Consider the following 14,820-nt stretch of genomic DNA (forward strand, 5'->3'; position numbering starts at 1 on the left):
GGCGGCCCGCCCGGGCCGCCCACACGGTGTCCGCCAGAACGTCAGCGCTGGGAGGCCTTCTCCAGCGCCTTGTCGAGGGCGGCCTGGAAGCCGTTGGCCCACAGCTGGTTCACCCGGCTGCGCTCGGTGGAGTTCGGGTAGGGGTTGGTGCAGGACGGGCCGGGGCCGCCGCCCGACATCAGCTCGCTGCACGGCCCGGAGTAGTGGTCCGGAAGGCCGAGCACGTGCCCGGTCTCGTGGGCGGTCACGCGGGTCGAGTCGTACTGCTGGTTCTGCCGGTAGTCGAGGAAGATGTAGCCGCTGCCGTGCCCGTCGGTGGAGGCGTACGAGCCGCGCGAGTCGTTGCCCTCGTAGTACGCGAAGTCCGCGCCGGAACTCGACTCCGCGAGCCGCACGTTGGACACCGAGCCGTTCCAGATCTGGGCCGAGCGGGATATCTGCGAACGGAAGCTCGGCGCGTTGGTGGCGCTGTAGTAGACGGTGACGGCCGCGGCGGCGGACGGGTTGGCGGCGCGCTTCTCGGCGACGGACTTGACGACCGCCTCGAAGAACGCGCGGTTGGCGGCCGCGTCCTCGCCCGAGCCGGCCGAGGGCTGGTAGCCGAGCTGGGCGGCTCTGACCGGCTCCTGGGGCGCCGCGGCCGTCGCGGCGGGGCCGGTGCCGAGCACGGCCGCCGTCAGGCCGAGACCGACCGCGGTGGACAGCAGGGGCAGGGTGATAGGCATCGATGACTCCTTGAGTGGGGGAGTGGGGAGAAGTCGTCATCGGTGAGTGTGGGGCGCCCATGAGCCCCCTGTGATGATGGCAACAGGTGATAGGGCCGGGCTATCACCCGCCGTCCGGCCACTCGTCGCGGCTTTGACCAGAGTGCAGAACTCGCCCTGATCCGCCGCGTTTTGTTCACCTGGCGCAACCAACTGTTCCGCCTTACGCTCCCTGCATGGAGCTCGAGGTGAGGCACCTACGCGCACTGTGCGCCATCGCCGACGCCGGCAGCCTGCACCGGGCGGCACGCCAACTGGGTGTCGCACAGCCCACGTTGAGCACCCAGTTGACCCGCATCGAACAGGCCCTGGGCGGACCGCTGTTCACCCGGGCGCGCACCGGCTGCCGCCCCACCCCGCTCGGCCGGACGGTGCTCGGCCGGGCCCGTCCGCTGCTGGCCGACATGAGCACCCTGGTCCTCGAGGCCCGCGCCGCCGCGGCCGGCGGGGACAGCAGGCTGCGGGTCGGCTCCACCGCCAGCCGGGCCCTGGCCGGCTGGCTGCGCCGGCTCAGACGGCCGGGACTGGAACCGACCCTGCAGATGGACGTCTCCGCCAACGCGCTGCTGCGCCGGGTGGCCGACGGGCAGCTCGACGTCGCCTTCGTGCACGAGGTCGAGGGCTGTGCGCTGCACATCCCCGAGGGCCTGCGGCTGCGCGTGCTGGTCGAGCGAGAACCGCAGTTCGTCATGCTGCCCGCCGACCACCCCGCGGCCGTCCGGCCCGTCGTCCGGCTCGCCGACCTCGCCGACGACCGGTGGATGGTCGACCCCACCGTCGACGGTGAATGGGACGGCGTGCACCGCATGCTGCGCGCCGTCGGCCTCAACCCCCGGGTGCTGCACGGCGACTACCACACCGCCGCCTCCCTGGTCGCCACCGGCGAGGTCGTCACGGTCTGCCAGCCCAGCTCCCAGTCCCGCCCCGACATGGCGGTGCGGCGCCTGTACGGCGACCCGCTCGGCGTGCGCCTGCTGCTGGCCGCCCGCACCCGGGCCGAGCTGGACGCCGTCTTCCCTGCCCTGGAGGACGCGTACTGGGAGGTCGCCCGGCAGTCCACCGCGTACCGGGAGTGGCTGGAAAGGGGCGGGATCCGGACGCTGCCCCGATGCCCGGTGACCGCCGCGGGAGGCGGCCGGGTGGAGTTCGTACGGGCCCACTGAAGCCAATAGGGTGATTCTCATACCGGTCCGGTGTGTCTGCGTGACGGAGCGGTTACGGACAGCATCATGAGCTCTGCACGACGACTTCCCACCTTGCGTTCGCTGGCCGTGACCGGCGCCCTTGGCGCCTCCGTCCTGCTGCTGACGGCCTGCACGAACGCCGATACGACCCGTTCCAGCGTCGCGGAGGCGGCCCAGACCGAATCACCCTCCGCCACCGACACCGCGTCCGCGTCCCCCTCCGGCTCCCCGTCGGCCTCGATGAACGAGGACCAGACCCAGCGCAAGGAGCTCGTCTCGGCGACGAAGGTCACCTGGGACAAGGCCGCCGACACCGCCGTCAAGGAGGTCCCCGAGGGCAAACTCGTGGACCTCGAACTCAAGCGCACGGAGGCCGACGCCACCGCGTCGCCGTCCGGCTCGCCGACCGGATCGGCGAGCCCCAGCATGCCGAACCCGGCGCCCAGTGAGGGCGCTCCGGAGTGGGAGGCCAAGGTCGCCCAGTCCGACGGCACCCTGCACCGCATCGACATCGACGCCGTGAGCGGCAAGGTCTTCCGCACCATGGTCGACCCGGACCAGGACCCCGACGACAAGACCCAGATCACCGAGTGGCTGGACAAGGCCAAGCAGACGCCGGAGCAGGCGGTCAAGGCGGCCACCGCCAAGGCCAAGGGCACCGTCACCCACGTCGAACTCGGCGACAACGACGACCAGCAGGTCGTCTGGGGCGTCGACGTGGTCGACAAGAGCAACTGGAACAAGACCACCGTCGACGTCGACGCGGCGAACGGCAAGGTGCTGAGCCAGAAGGTCGACAAGGACTGATACACAGGCCCCCGGACACCGACGGGAGCAGCGGGCCGCGCGGCCCGCTGCTCCCGTTCCTCATGTCCTCAGGACATCACCCGGCCGGCGCGGCGGGCGGCGCGGCCGCCGCGGTCCCGGCCGGCTCGCCCCCGCCGCCGCGCGGCAGCGTCAGCACGGCCAGGAAGCCGAGGACCGCCACCGCGGCGAAGAAGTAGAAGCCCCACGGGTGACCGACCCCCGACGCGACCAGCGCGCCGGTGATCGACGGGCCGACGATCGAGCCGATCCGGCCGATCCCGGACGCGGAGCCGAGCGCGGTGCTGCGCACGGACGCCGGGTAGTAGTGCGTCACATAGGCGTAGACCAGCACCATGGCCGAGAAGACGAACACTCCGGTGAAGAAGACGACCACGTTGAGCAGCAGGTCGCTCTCCATCCTGATGCTCAGACACCCCAGCATGAGCACCGAGACGGCGAACCAGACCATGGTGGTGCCCTTGATGCCCCGCCGGTCGGCGACGTACCCGCCGACGACCAGGCCGACGACGCCGCCGATGTTGAGCACCAGGAGCTGGGTCACGGCCGTCGGCACCGGGTAGCCCGCGTCGTTCATCAGCTTGGGCAGCCAGGTGTTGAGGCCGTAGACCAGCAGCAGGCCCATGAACGAGGCGACCCAGATGCCGATGCCCGCGCGCAGGTACGCCGGCTTGAGCAGCTCGGTGAACGGCACCCGCTGCGCCCCGTCCTGCCTGGCTCGCTCGAATGCCGCCGACTCCGGCAGCTTGAACCACTGGATCGCGGCGATCACCAGGCCGACGACGCCGAGCAGGTAGAAGAGGATCTCCCAGTTGTCGGTCACCTGCAGCGCCAGCAGCGAGGTGATCACCGCACCGGTGTGGTAGCCGGTCATCGTCAGGGTGCTGGCCCGCGCCCGGCGGCTGGCCGGCATGTGCTCGGCCATCATCGTGAGCGAGACCGGCATGCAGGCACCCAGGCCCAGACCGGCGAGGAGGCGCAGCGCGGCGAACATCGCGACGGAGTTCGCCAGCGGCACCACGATCGTGAGGACCGAGAAGAGCACGACCGAGCCGATGAGCAGGCGGCGCCGGCCCAGCCGGTCGGCCAGCGGACCGACGCAGACCGCGCCGATCGCGACGCCCACCAGCGAGAGCGTCGCGATGGTGGTCGCGTCGCCCGCGGTCATGCCGAGATGGTGGGTCTTGAGCAGGGTGGGGATGATGGCGCCGAGGACGACCAGGTCGTAGCCCTCCAGCAGGACGGTGATCCAGCACAGGATCACCGTCCAGGTGCCGCTGCCGGCGCGGCCGGCCTGCGCGGGCGCGCCGGACGTGGTGGTGGAAGCCATGATGACTCTCCCCCCGGGGGACGGGTGTGAGTGAGCGGAGCCGGACCGGCCGGGGCGGCCGGGGAAATGCCGGTACGGGCGAGCGGAGGGATCAGAAGGGGTAGTCGGCGATGTCCGGGCGGACCGTGAGCCACTGGGTCTCGGTGAACGCCTCGACGTTGGCCGCGGCACCGCCGAACCGGGAGCCGGTGCCGGACGCCTTGACGCCGCCGAACGGCGCGTTGGGCTCGTCACTGACCGTCTGCTCGTTGATGTGCACCTTGCCGGAGTCGATCCGGTCGGCGAGCTTCATCGCCGTACCGACGTCGCCGAGGATGCCGACCGACAGCCCGTACTCGCAGTCGTTCACGATCCGCGCGGCCTCCTCCGTCGTGGAGAAGGAGATGACGGGCGCGACCGGGCCGAAGATCTCCTCGCGCCAGGCCGGCATGTCCGTCGTCAGTCCGGTCAGGACGGTGGCGCGGTAGCCGGCGCCGTCGATCTCGCCGCCCGCGGCGACCTTGGCCCCCGCCGCCACGCTGTCGGTGACGATGCCGTGCACCCGCTCCAGCTGCCGGCGGTCGATGATCGGGCCCAGCGCCACGTCCTCGCGGGCCGGGTCGCCCACCGGCAGGGCCTCGGCCTTCGCGGCGAGCGCGGCGGTGTACTCCTCCACCAGCGACTCGTGCACGATGTGCCGGCCGGTAGTCATGCAGATCTGCCCCTGGTGCAGGTACGAGCCGAACGCCCCCGCGGAGGCCGCCTTCGCCACGTCGGCGCCGGGCAGCACGACCAGCGCGTTGTTGCCGCCCAGCTCCAGGTGCGCCCGCTTCAGCAGCCGCCCGGCCTGCTCGCCGATCGCCCGCCCGACCGGCGTGGAGCCGGTGAACGAGATCACCCGGACCTCGGGCGCCTCCACGACCGCCCGGCCGACCTCGCCGTCGCCCGGCAGCAGGTGCAGGACACCGGCCGGGAGCCCGGCCTCCTCGAAGATCCGGGCGATGACGACACCGCCGCTCACCGCGGTGCGCGGGTCCGGCTTCAGCAGCACGGCGTTGCCGAGCGCCAGCGCGGGGGCCACCGAACGCAGGCCGAGGATGAGCGGGAAGTTGAAGGGCGCGATCACGCTGACGACGCCGGCGGGTCGGCGCCGGGCGAGCGACCAGCGGGCGTCCTCCGAGGTGAGCACCTCGCCCTGGGGATGGGTCGGCAGCCCGGCGCACTCGAAGCACTCGCCGATCGCCAGCCCCGCCTCGAAGCCCGCCTTGGACCGCACCGAGCCGGCCTCGCGCACCAGCCAGTCCTCGATCCCGGCGGCGTGCTCGGTGAACAGCTCACCCGCGCGCCGCAGTACGGCCGCCCGCTGCTGCGGCGAGGTCGCCGCCCACACCCGCTGCGCCTCGGCGGCCCGCGCGGCGGCGCGGTTCACGTCCTCGGCCGAGGCCAGGCCCACCGTGCCGAGCCGGTCGCCGGTGGCGGGCTCGGTCACCGGCTGTTCGGTGGGGGAGTCCTGCCAGCCTTCGCTGTAGAACTTCCCGCCCCAGACGGCGCTGTCCAGGAGTGTCATCGTCTTCCCTCTCGTCGGGGTCTTCGGTCGGGGTCTTCGGTCGGAGTCTTCGGTCGGAGTCTTCGGTCGGGGTCTTCGGTCGGTTTCGAGTCGGTTCAGGCCGGCGTGGTGAGCGCCGTGTCCACCTGGATCAGGCGGGGGTGGTCCGGTGTCTCGGCGAGCGCGGCGCGCAGCTCAGCCGCCCCGCCGACGTGCTGGGCGCGGACGCCGTAGCCCTCCGCGATACGGGTGAAGTCGAGGCCCGGGATGTCGAGCCCCGGCGCGTCCGGCACGCCGAGCAGGCCGCCGAACCAGCGCAGCGCCCCGTACGTGCCGTTGCGCAGCAGGACGACGGTCAGCGGGACCCGGTGCTGCGCGGCCGTCCACAGGGCGGTGATGCCGTAGTTGGCCGAGCCGTCCCCGATCACGCCGACGACCGGCCGTCCGGGCTGGGCCATCGCCACGCCGACCGCGCCGGGCAGGCCGAAACCGAGCCCGCCCGCCGCCGGGAAGTAGTAGGAGCCCTGGCGGCGCAGGTCCATCTGGCGCCACCACGCCGCGTTGGTCGACGTCGACTCGACGACGTACGCGGTCTCCTGCGGCATCTCGTCGCGCAGCGCGGCGAAGACCTGCTCGGGATGGAGCCCCGGCCCCTCGGCGGCGAGCGGCTCGGGCACGGGCCGGAAGGCAGCCGCTCCCGCACTCGCAGGCGCGCCGGACGCGTCCAGTGACTCCAGGAGTACGTCGATGACGGCACCCGGGTCGGCCACCAGCGCCTCGCCCATCGGCGCCCGTGCCGCGGCGGAGGCGTCCTCGGTCACCTGGATCAGCCGGGTGCCCTCGGGCAGGTACCGGCCGGGGAGGTGCTCGTGGTAGCGGAAGACCGGCGCGCCCAGCACGAGCACGAGGTCGTGGCCCTCGAAGGCCTCGGAGACCGGCGCGATCCCGGCGGGCAGCACGCCCCGGAACAGCGGATGCCGGTTCGGGAACGGCAGCCGGAACTGCGAGGGCGCCGCCCACACCGGACCGCCCAGCCGCTCGGCCAGCCGCACCGCGTCGTCGAACCGGCCGGCCGAGTCGATGTCGCCGCCCAGCACGAGCGCGGGGCGCCGGGCCGAGGCGACCCGCTCCACGAGCCACCGGCGCTGCTCGCCACCGGGCACCGCGGCCCGGAGCACCCGCCGGTCGAGCACGGCCAGGGCGTTGTCGTCGACGTCGGCCGACCAGTCGTCGTACGGCACGGACAGGTAGGTCGGCCGGCGCTGGAGCCGCGCCTCGAAGACGGCCTGGGCGAGCGCACGCGGCACGTCCCCCGCGCACGCCGGCTCCGCCGCCCAGCCGACCAGCGGCTTCATCAGGGCGGGGGCGTCGACGCTGGCCAGGTTGGCCTCCGGGCCGATGGCGGGGCGCACCTGCTGCCCGGCCACCACCACGAGCGGCGTACGGGAGGCCACGGCGTTCGTCAGGGCGCCCATCGCGTTGCCGGAACCGGAGGCGGCGTGCAGGTTGACCAGCACCGGGCGGCCGGTCGCCTGGGCGTACCCGTCCGCCATCCCGACGACGGCGCCCTCGTGCAGACCGAGGACGTAGCGGAAGCCGTCGGGCAGCCCGGCGAGGAAGGGCAGCTCGTTGGAGCCCGGATTGCCGAAGACGGTGGTGAGCCCCTGGCGCTCCAGGAGTTCGTGGGAGACACGACGCACGGATGGCACGGACGTTCCTTTCGAAGTGACGCGGCACACGCTAGGCACCCCGCGACATGGGCACCAATAGATGTTTCGCCACTCCGATATAGAGTTCGTCGATATGGGCACCTTCGATCTCAACCTGGCCCGCGTGTTCGTCCTGCTCTACGAGACGGGCAGCGTCACGGCCACCGCCGAGACGCTCCACGTCACGCAGCCCACCGTCAGCTACAGCCTGGGCAAGCTGCGACGGCACTTCGACGACGAGCTGTTCCGCCGCAACGGACGGGGGCTGACCCCCACCGCCGGCGCACGGCGGCTGTACCTGCCGCTCCAGCGCGCGCTGGCCGAGATCGACGGGACGGTCCGCCAGGGCGACGTCTTCGACGCCGGGAGCATGTCGGGCCGGTTCACCATCGCCCTGTCCGACCTCGGTGAGGCGACGCTGCTGCCGAGGCTCGTGGCCACCGCGCGCGAGCGGGCGCCGGGCGTGTCGTTCACCGTCCGCCCCTTCGACGTGGAGGACGCCGAGGGGCAGCTGCGCCGCGGCGACCTCGACGCGTTCGTGGCCACCCCGGTGATCACCTCGCACCTCACCGTGCGCATCCCGCTCTTCCGCGAGCGCTACGTCCTGATGGTCGCGGCCGACCATCCGCGCGTCCGCGGCGACGCGGTCACGCCGGGGGACCTCGCGGCGGAGCACCACGCGACCGTGTTCGGACCGAGCGGCCATGTCACGCCCAGGGCCCTGCTGGGCGCGCACGGGCTCCTGGAGCGGGTGGCGGTGGACGCCACCCGCTTCTCGATGCTGCCCTACCTGCTGGAACAGACCGACCTGGTGGCCATCGTCCCCGAGTACGTCGGCGAGGTCTTCACCGCGTCCCACCGGGTGCGCCTGGTGCGGCTGCCGTTCGAGACCGAACCCATCGAGATCGCCCTGTACGCGCGGCACGAGTCCTCGCGCAGCCCGGCCCAGCGCTGGCTCGTGCAGTTCATGGCCGAGGTACTGGGCGAGCAGGTGAGCCCGGCCCAGCTGCCGCCGTCCAGCCGTCGTTAGGATCCCCGCATGACGGCACCGGAACCCACCATCCTCGCCACCTCGGGCGGCCATCGCGCGGGCGGTCGCACCATGGTGGCGTTCGACGCCCTGGTCCATCACGCGGTGGACCTCTCGGGCGCGCACGGCCGGCGCCCCCGCGTCCTGTACGTGGGCACCGCCATAGGCGACGCCGAGCACTTCACCGCCCGCATGACGGAGGCCGCCCGCGTCGCCGGGTTCGACCTGACACCGCTGCACCTGTTCCCCATGCCCAACGTCGAGGACGTCGAGGAGACCGTGCTCGGCCAGGACGTCGTCTGGGTCATGGGCGGCTCGGTGGCCAACCTGCTCGCCGTGTGGCGCGTGCACGGCCTCGACCGGGTGATGCGCAAGGCCTGGGAGGCGGGCGTCGTGCTCAGCGGCGTGAGCGCGGGCTCCCTGTGCTGGTTCCGGGGCGGCGCCACCGACTCCTTCGGTCCCGAACTGCGCCCGATCACCGACGCGTTGGACTTCCTGCCCTACGGCAACGGCGTCCACTACGACGTCGACCCGGGCCGTCGCCCCCTGATCCACCGCCTCGTCGCGGACGGCACCCTCCCGACGGCCCACTGCACGGACGACGGCGTGGGCCTCGTCTACCGCGGCACCGAACTGGTGGAGGCGGTCACCGAAGTCCCGGGCAAGGGCGCCTACGTGGTGGTGCGCGAGGGCGATACCGCGGTGGAGGAGAGGGTCGAGCCACGGGAGTTGCCCGGCCAGGGTCGCTGACGGGCCGTCCTCGTCACTCTCTCAGCAGGTACGGGCGCACCTTCGAGTACACGCCGCCGACTACGAGAACACTGCCTCGGTCCATTTCCGCGCACTACTCGGCACGCTCGTGATCGATGAACGCGGTCAGCACGTTCACGATTGCCTCGGGCTGCTCGTCGGGAATGAAGTGTCCGGCCTGTGGGATGAAGGCGCCGGTCGCGTTCTCCGCCCACGGGCCGATGGAGGCGGCCATGTCGGGGATCGAGCCGTGGGAGCTGGAGATTCCCAGGACCGGGACGGTCAGGTGCCCTCGTTCGAGAGCGTCATGATTCTTGCGTGCTGATTCCGCGGCGTCGCGGTAGTAGGCGAGAGACGCTGAAAGACCTCCCTCGGCCGCGATGGCAGCGGCGTAATGGTCGATCTCGGCGCCGTCGAAGGTGTCCGGGGACAGAGTCTTGACCCTCAAGAACCAGTCGACGTAGTCACGCTCGCGGCCGGTGAGCAGGGTCTCGGGCAGTTCGGGCACCAGGTGGAAGGCGAAGTGCCAGGTCTTCCAGGCCCGGTCGGGATCCGTCGGGATGGAGTCCGGCAGGGTGATTCCGGGGATGCCGGCGTCGAGCAGAGCGACACCGTGCAGGCGCTCTTCGTACTTCAGGGCCAGCGAGAACGCAACCCAGGCCCCGATGTCGTGGGCGACCAGCCAGCACTTCGGCACGTCGAGCGCGGTCAGCGCGGCCTGGACACGCGAAGCGACGGTGTGCGTGTCGTAGCTCTCCCGCGGGCGGTCGGAGTGGCCCTGCCCCGGCAGGTCGACCGCGATCACACGGAATCGTTCGGCAAGCCCTGGCATCACCCTTCGCCAAGCCCACCAGGTCTGCGGGAATCCGGCGAGCAGGACGACGGTGGGACCGGCCGGCCGGCCGCCTTCCACGGCGTGCAGCCGGATTCCTTCCGCGTCCACCCAGCGGTGAGTGAAACCCGCAAGGTCGTACAGCGGCAGCCCGGGGACCGGATTCTGGTCGCAGGAGCTGTTCGGGGCCATGGCGTCGTCGGTCATGTCCTGAGCCTACCTCATCTTGAACTGGTTGGTTCAAGATAGGATGGGCAAAGCCACAACGACTGGTCCGAGAACGAGGTGCGTGCGTGATGGCCGGGAAGAAGCAGTTCGACGTGGACATCGCGCTCGACGCGGCGATGGTCCAATTCTGGCGGGCCGGATACGCCGACACGTCGCTCGACGACCTCTCCAGGACGACCGGATTGAACCGGAGTTCCATCTACTCCTCGTTCGGCGACAAGGACTCGCTCTACCTGCGCTGCCTGGACCGCTATGCCGCGCGGTACGGAAGCAGGTACGACCAGGCGCTGGCACGGGCGTCCGAGGAACCGCTCCGGGCGGTACGGTCGTTCTTCGAGGTCACCCTGCGGCGTATCGCCGACCCCGACGTACCTGATGGATGCCTGATCGCCCAGACCGCGATGGCGGCCCCGGTGCTGAGCCCCGCCATCGCCGCACGCGCGAGCGAAGCTCTGGGCCTTCAGCATGCGCGGCTGCGGACCGCCTTGACCGCCACACGGTTGGCCGAAGACGATGCCGACGACTTCGCGGTTCACATGACGGCGGTCAACCAGTCGCTGGCCGTGATGAGCAGGACCGGGGCGAGCGAGAAGCAGCTCCGCACAGTCGTCGACATCAGCATGAGCGCGCTCTCACGCGCCTTGCACGCCGGGAGCTAGCCCGCCGTTTCGCATGGCTGCGGCAGCTGTTGGTGCGGGAACCGCGCCACCGGGGTCACCGCCGCGTACTCCACCGCGCTCGGTGAGTCCATCGCCGCCCTGGCCGTACTGGAACGGGAATTGGCCACCGTCGAGCCGAGCAGGCTCCGCTCCGAACGGGCTGCGCGACCAGGCAACGGTGGTCTTCGGCCCCGGCGCCCCGAAACCGACGGCCCGGCGGCTGCTCGCCGACGTCGACGAGACCGCGCCTGCCTCCCTGTCCTCTGCCCGGCGCCCGGGGCTGGCCCCGGACCTCCACGCCACGCTGGTCACCCGCCACTCCGCGAAGGATCGGCCCGCACCTGCCCCCAACCCGTCGGCGCGTCAAGACCCTGACGCCCGAATTCCGTTGGGCCGCAAGGGGCGTTCGTGTTTGCCACCGCGGTGAGGGGCAAGGCGGTGTTCATGAGCGATCCGAACAAGGACACGAACAAGAAGCCCACCAGCACGCGGACCGCCGCGGGCAGGGCGAGTGACACCGCGACGACGGCCAAGGCCGGTGCCCAGCGTTCCGTCGACGCCGCGAACGGTGCCGTGCAGACGGCGGCCAAGAGCGTCGCGGCCGGCCGGCAGGCCGTCGTCACCACCTCGGAACAGGTCGCGGCCACGGCGAAGACGGCGTGGACGGTGGTCGCCCAGCGCAAGCTCGTCGCCGCCGGGGTGGGCGCCGGCCTCACCGCCGTGACCGCCGCGTCGTACGCGGTGGGCCGCCGCGCCGGACGCCACACGCACGGTCCCCTCACCCGTCTCACCGGCGGCCGGATCTGACACCGGCCGCGACGCACGCCACCACTCCCCGGACAGGGGAAAATGGGACACGCGAGCGAAGTCCCGACCTACGCGGAGGAGTGGGCGCATGCAGAACGACCGAGCCGGGAAGCCGGCCGGCCCCGAGGACCTGATCGACGTCGCCCGGCTGGTGACGGCGTACTACGCCCTGCACCCGGACCCCGGCGAGCCCGCCCAGCGCGTGGCCTTCGGCACGTCCGGGCACCGGGGCTCGTCGTTGGCGGCGGCGTTCAACGACGACCACATCGCCGCCACCAGCCAGGCCATCTGCGAGTACCGCTCGGCACAGGGCACCGACGGCCCGCTCTTCCTGGGCGCCGACACGCACGCCCTGTCCGAGCCCGCGAGGGTCACCGCCCTGGAGGTGTTCGCCGCCAACGACGTGACCGTCCTCGTCGACGGCGCGGACGGCTACACCCCCACTCCGGCGGTCTCCCACGCCATCCTCACCCACAACCGGGGCCGCACCTCGGGCCTCGCCGACGGCGTGGTCGTCACCCCCTCGCACAACCCGCCCGCCGACGGCGGATTCAAGTACAACCCGCCGAACGGCGGCCCGGCCGGCTCGGACGCCACCTCCTGGATCCAGGACCGGGCCAACGAGATCATCGCGGCGGGCCTGAAGGACGTACGGCGTATCCCGTACGCGCGGGCGCTCGCCGCCCCGGGCACCGGACGGTACGACTTCCTCGGCGCCTACGTCCGCGACCTGCCGAGCGTGCTGGACCTCGAGGCGATCCGCTCGGCGGGCGTGCGGATCGGTGCGGACCCGCTGGGCGGCGCCTCCGTCGCCTACTGGGGCCGGATCGCCGAGGAGCACCGGCTCGACCTGACGGTGGTCAATCCGCTCACCGACCCCACCTGGCGGTTCATGACGCTGGACTGGGACGGCAAGATCCGCATGGACTGCTCGTCGCCGCACGCGATGGCCTCCCTCATCGAACGGCGCGAGAGCTTCACCATCGCCACGGGCAACGACGCCGACGCCGACCGCCACGGCATCGTCACCCCCGACGGCGGTCTGATGAACCCCAACCACTACCTCGCCACCGCCATCGCCTACCTCTACGCCCACCGCACCGACTGGCCCGCCGCCGCGGGCGTCGGCAAGACGCTGGTGTCCTCCGGCATGATCGACCGGGTCGCCGCCGACCTCGGCCGCCGCCTGGTCGAAGTACCCGTGGGCTTCAAGTGGTTCGTGGAGGGTCTGGCCGACGGCTCCCTCGGCTTCGGCGGCGAGGAGTCCGCGGGGGCGTCGTTCCTGCGCCGGGACGGCTCCGTGTGGACCACCGACAAGGACGGCATCATCCTCGCCCTGCTCGCCTCCGAGATCACCGCCGTCACCGGCAAGACCCCGTCCGAGCAGTACGCCGCGCTCACCACCCGGTTCGGCGAGCCCGCCTACGCCCGCATCGACGCCCCCGCCACCCGCGAGGAGAAGGCCCGCCTCGCCAAGCTGTCCCCGGCCCAGGTCACCGCCGACACCCTCGCCGGGGAGCCGGTCACCGCCGTGCTCACCGAGGCACCGGGCAACGGCGCCCCCGTCGGCGGCATCAAGGTGACCACCGAGAACGCCTGGTTCGCGGCCCGCCCCTCCGGCACCGAGGACGTCTACAAGATCTACGGAGAGTCCTTCCTCGGGGCGGACCACCTCCGGCAGGTGCAGGACGAGGCCAAGCTCGTCGTCCTCGGCGCCCTGGGCGGCTGACGCCGCGGCACCGACGCCGTACGCCCGTCCCCGGGCCGGTCAGCCGCGGCCGGCCCGGGGGAGCGCCACGGTCAGGTCGCGGATCTCGTAGCCGTCGATGGCCTCCTGGAAGGCGACGCGCGGCGCACCGCTCATCCGGACGCCGTCCAGGGCGAACAGGCGGCTGAGAAACACGTCGGTCTCCATCAGGGCGATGTGCGCCCCGGGGCACCGGTGCGGCCCGTCGCCGAAGGAGAGCCCCGCGCCGACCGCCCCGGCACGCTCCGGGCGGACGAGCAGCGGCTCCTCGCCCACGGCCTTCGGGTCCGCGTTGGCGTCGTCCAGGTGGACCTCGACGTATTCGCCCGGGCCCACCGTCACCGGCCCGTCGGGGCAGGGCAGCTCCACCGGCTCGGTCGCCCGCCTGCGCAGCCTCCCGATGACGGGCTCCAGCCGCAGCAGCTCCTGGAGCACGGCCAGGCGCCCGGTCTCGTCCGCCGACCGGTAGTGGCCGAGCAGTTCGGCGTCCGAGAACAGATGCCAGGCGGCCAGGCACACGAACTCGCGCGTGGGGACCATGCCCGCCGCCGCGAAGGTCAGGCACTCACCGAAAATCTCGACCTCCGAGCAGCCCTCCGCGATCAGGTGGGAGATCAGGTCGTCGTGCTCACGGCGGCGGTGCGCGCGGACGGCGGGGCGCACGTCCGCCAGGTGGATGCGCAGCCAGTTGGTGTTCTGCCGCACCAGCCAGTACAGGCCCCGGACACTGGTCAGTCCCGGCTCGCCGAACTCCTCCGGGAAGAACCGCTCCAACCTGCGGCGGATGCCCGGCCTGCCGTACCGCAGGCCGACCACCTCGCTCACCACGCCGACGGCCAGACCGAAGGCGAGATCGGAGAGCGGGGCCTCGCCCGCCGAGCGCAGCACGGCCAGCTGCTCCTCGGCGATCCGGACCATCAGCTCGCGGTAGTGCTCGTCCACCCGGCGGGGAGTGAAGTGGCGGGCGGTCTGCCTGCGGTGCTCGCGGTGCTCGGGGCCGTCCCGGTAGAGCACCGGCCGGCGCACGCGCGGCGGGAGCTTCTCCACCGTCTCGATGCCGAGACCGGCCTGCACGGTGCCGGGAGCGCGCAGCAGCGCCCGCGCCACGGCGAAATCGTGTACCTGCCAGGTCCCGTCCGCCGCCCGGTCGACCGGGCAGCCCGCCCCGGCCCGGCCCCGGTCTGCCTTCCGCGCGGAGACCCGTCCGTCCTGCACCACGTGACCACCCCCAAGTCCGGCCGTGCGGCCCCGGCGGCCACCTGGCTCGACGACGTGGTCAACAGGATCGGCCACCCGCCCGACGCCGACCAGCCCCGGAATCCGCCGAGTCGGGCGTGCCGGAACCCGCCGGGCCGGGCGGTGCCGGAACCCGCCGGGCCGGGCGGCCGCCCGTGTGCCGGGGCGCGGGCCCGGCCCCGGAAACCGGATGC

Annotated in this window: 13 protein-coding genes; 7 read left to right on the plus strand and 6 right to left on the minus strand. The window is 72.4% G+C overall.

What is annotated here, in order from left to right; all coding sequences use genetic code 11:
• Positions 1–41: 41 nt before the first annotated feature.
• Positions 42–725, minus strand: coding sequence for a snapalysin (gene snpA / locus C4J65_RS33085; RefSeq protein WP_115745744.1), 684 nt, complete (start codon positions 723–725; stop codon positions 42–44).
• Positions 726–940: 215 nt separating this feature from the next.
• Between snpA and C4J65_RS33090 the strand changes: the two genes are divergently transcribed.
• Together C4J65_RS33090 and C4J65_RS33095 are read left to right on the plus strand one after the other, a co-directional pair.
• On the plus strand, positions 941–1,927 hold the full coding sequence (locus C4J65_RS33090) for a LysR family transcriptional regulator (RefSeq protein WP_115745745.1): 987 nt from the start codon (positions 941–943) through the stop codon (positions 1,925–1,927).
• A gap of 66 nt (positions 1,928–1,993) precedes the next feature.
• Positions 1,994–2,755 (plus strand): PepSY domain-containing protein, encoded by a 762-nt coding sequence (locus C4J65_RS33095; protein ID WP_115745746.1) that lies wholly within the window; start codon positions 1,994–1,996, stop codon positions 2,753–2,755.
• A 76-nt stretch (positions 2,756–2,831) separates the two neighbouring features.
• On the opposite strand, the gene C4J65_RS33100 is transcribed toward C4J65_RS33095, so the two are convergent.
• The 3 genes from C4J65_RS33100 to mdlC form a co-directional block, all read right to left on the minus strand.
• Positions 2,832–4,103: an aromatic acid/H+ symport family MFS transporter gene (locus C4J65_RS33100; RefSeq protein ID WP_115745747.1), complete on the minus strand. Its 1,272-nt coding sequence runs from the start codon at positions 4,101–4,103 to the stop codon at positions 2,832–2,834.
• Positions 4,104–4,194: 91 nt separating this feature from the next.
• Positions 4,195–5,649, minus strand: a complete 1,455-nt coding sequence (locus C4J65_RS33105; RefSeq protein ID WP_115745748.1) for a benzaldehyde dehydrogenase — start codon at positions 5,647–5,649, stop codon at positions 4,195–4,197.
• 95 nt (positions 5,650–5,744) lie between these two features.
• Complete coding sequence (gene mdlC, locus C4J65_RS33110) at positions 5,745–7,337, minus strand: benzoylformate decarboxylase (protein WP_115745749.1); 1,593 nt, start codon at positions 7,335–7,337, stop codon at positions 5,745–5,747.
• A 94-nt stretch (positions 7,338–7,431) separates the two neighbouring features.
• Between mdlC and C4J65_RS33115 the strand changes: the two genes are divergently transcribed.
• Positions 7,432–8,367: a LysR family transcriptional regulator gene (locus C4J65_RS33115; protein WP_115745750.1), complete on the plus strand. Its 936-nt coding sequence runs from the start codon at positions 7,432–7,434 to the stop codon at positions 8,365–8,367.
• 9 nt (positions 8,368–8,376) lie between these two features.
• Positions 8,377–9,117: a peptidase E gene (locus C4J65_RS33120; protein WP_115745751.1), complete on the plus strand. Its 741-nt coding sequence runs from the start codon at positions 8,377–8,379 to the stop codon at positions 9,115–9,117.
• Between the two features lie 94 nt (positions 9,118–9,211).
• Here the strand turns inward: C4J65_RS33120 and C4J65_RS33125 are convergent, their stop codons facing one another.
• Positions 9,212–10,156, minus strand: a complete 945-nt coding sequence (locus tag C4J65_RS33125) for an alpha/beta hydrolase (RefSeq protein WP_115745752.1) — start codon at positions 10,154–10,156, stop codon at positions 9,212–9,214.
• Positions 10,157–10,245: 89 nt separating this feature from the next.
• Between C4J65_RS33125 and C4J65_RS33130 the strand changes: the two genes are divergently transcribed.
• From C4J65_RS33130 to pgm, 3 genes are all read left to right on the plus strand, one after another.
• Positions 10,246–10,836, plus strand: coding sequence for a TetR/AcrR family transcriptional regulator (locus C4J65_RS33130; RefSeq protein ID WP_205351107.1), 591 nt, complete (start codon positions 10,246–10,248; stop codon positions 10,834–10,836).
• A gap of 444 nt (positions 10,837–11,280) precedes the next feature.
• Positions 11,281–11,643, plus strand: coding sequence for a hypothetical protein (locus C4J65_RS33135; RefSeq protein WP_205351108.1), 363 nt, complete (start codon positions 11,281–11,283; stop codon positions 11,641–11,643).
• An 88-nt stretch (positions 11,644–11,731) separates the two neighbouring features.
• Positions 11,732–13,372: a phosphoglucomutase (alpha-D-glucose-1,6-bisphosphate-dependent) gene (gene pgm / locus C4J65_RS33140; RefSeq protein WP_115745755.1), complete on the plus strand. Its 1,641-nt coding sequence runs from the start codon at positions 11,732–11,734 to the stop codon at positions 13,370–13,372.
• A gap of 39 nt (positions 13,373–13,411) precedes the next feature.
• On the opposite strand, the gene C4J65_RS33145 is transcribed toward pgm, so the two are convergent.
• Entirely contained in the window at positions 13,412–14,608 is a 1,197-nt protein-coding gene (locus tag C4J65_RS33145) for a cytochrome P450 (RefSeq protein ID WP_115745756.1), read from the minus strand.
• Positions 14,609–14,820: the final 212 nt, after the last annotated feature.

It is taken from the genome of Streptomyces sp. CB09001 (assembly GCF_003369795.1).
Taxonomy (GTDB): Bacteria; Actinomycetota; Actinomycetes; order Streptomycetales; family Streptomycetaceae; genus Streptomyces.

What these genes read in the sequence shown, in the direction of transcription:
- snpA (WP_115745744.1), bottom strand. Translation starts at nt 725, where the DNA reads ATGCCTATCACCCTGCCCCTGCTGTCCACCGCGGTCGGTCTCGGCCTG.
- C4J65_RS33115 (WP_115745750.1), top strand. Translation starts at nt 7,432, where the DNA reads ATGGGCACCTTCGATCTCAACCTGGCCCGCGTGTTCGTCCTGCTCTAC.
- C4J65_RS33090 (WP_115745745.1), top strand. Translation starts at nt 941, where the DNA reads ATGGAGCTCGAGGTGAGGCACCTACGCGCACTGTGCGCCATCGCCGAC.
- C4J65_RS33135 (WP_205351108.1), top strand. Translation starts at nt 11,281, where the DNA reads ATGAGCGATCCGAACAAGGACACGAACAAGAAGCCCACCAGCACGCGG.
- C4J65_RS33105 (WP_115745748.1), bottom strand. Translation starts at nt 5,649, where the DNA reads ATGACACTCCTGGACAGCGCCGTCTGGGGCGGGAAGTTCTACAGCGAA.
- C4J65_RS33120 (WP_115745751.1), top strand. Translation starts at nt 8,377, where the DNA reads ATGACGGCACCGGAACCCACCATCCTCGCCACCTCGGGCGGCCATCGC.
- C4J65_RS33095 (WP_115745746.1), top strand. Translation starts at nt 1,994, where the DNA reads ATGAGCTCTGCACGACGACTTCCCACCTTGCGTTCGCTGGCCGTGACC.
- C4J65_RS33125 (WP_115745752.1), bottom strand. Translation starts at nt 10,156, where the DNA reads ATGACCGACGACGCCATGGCCCCGAACAGCTCCTGCGACCAGAATCCG.
- pgm (WP_115745755.1), top strand. Translation starts at nt 11,732, where the DNA reads ATGCAGAACGACCGAGCCGGGAAGCCGGCCGGCCCCGAGGACCTGATC.
- C4J65_RS33100 (WP_115745747.1), bottom strand. Translation starts at nt 4,103, where the DNA reads ATGGCTTCCACCACCACGTCCGGCGCGCCCGCGCAGGCCGGCCGCGCC.
- C4J65_RS33130 (WP_205351107.1), top strand. Translation starts at nt 10,246, where the DNA reads ATGGCCGGGAAGAAGCAGTTCGACGTGGACATCGCGCTCGACGCGGCG.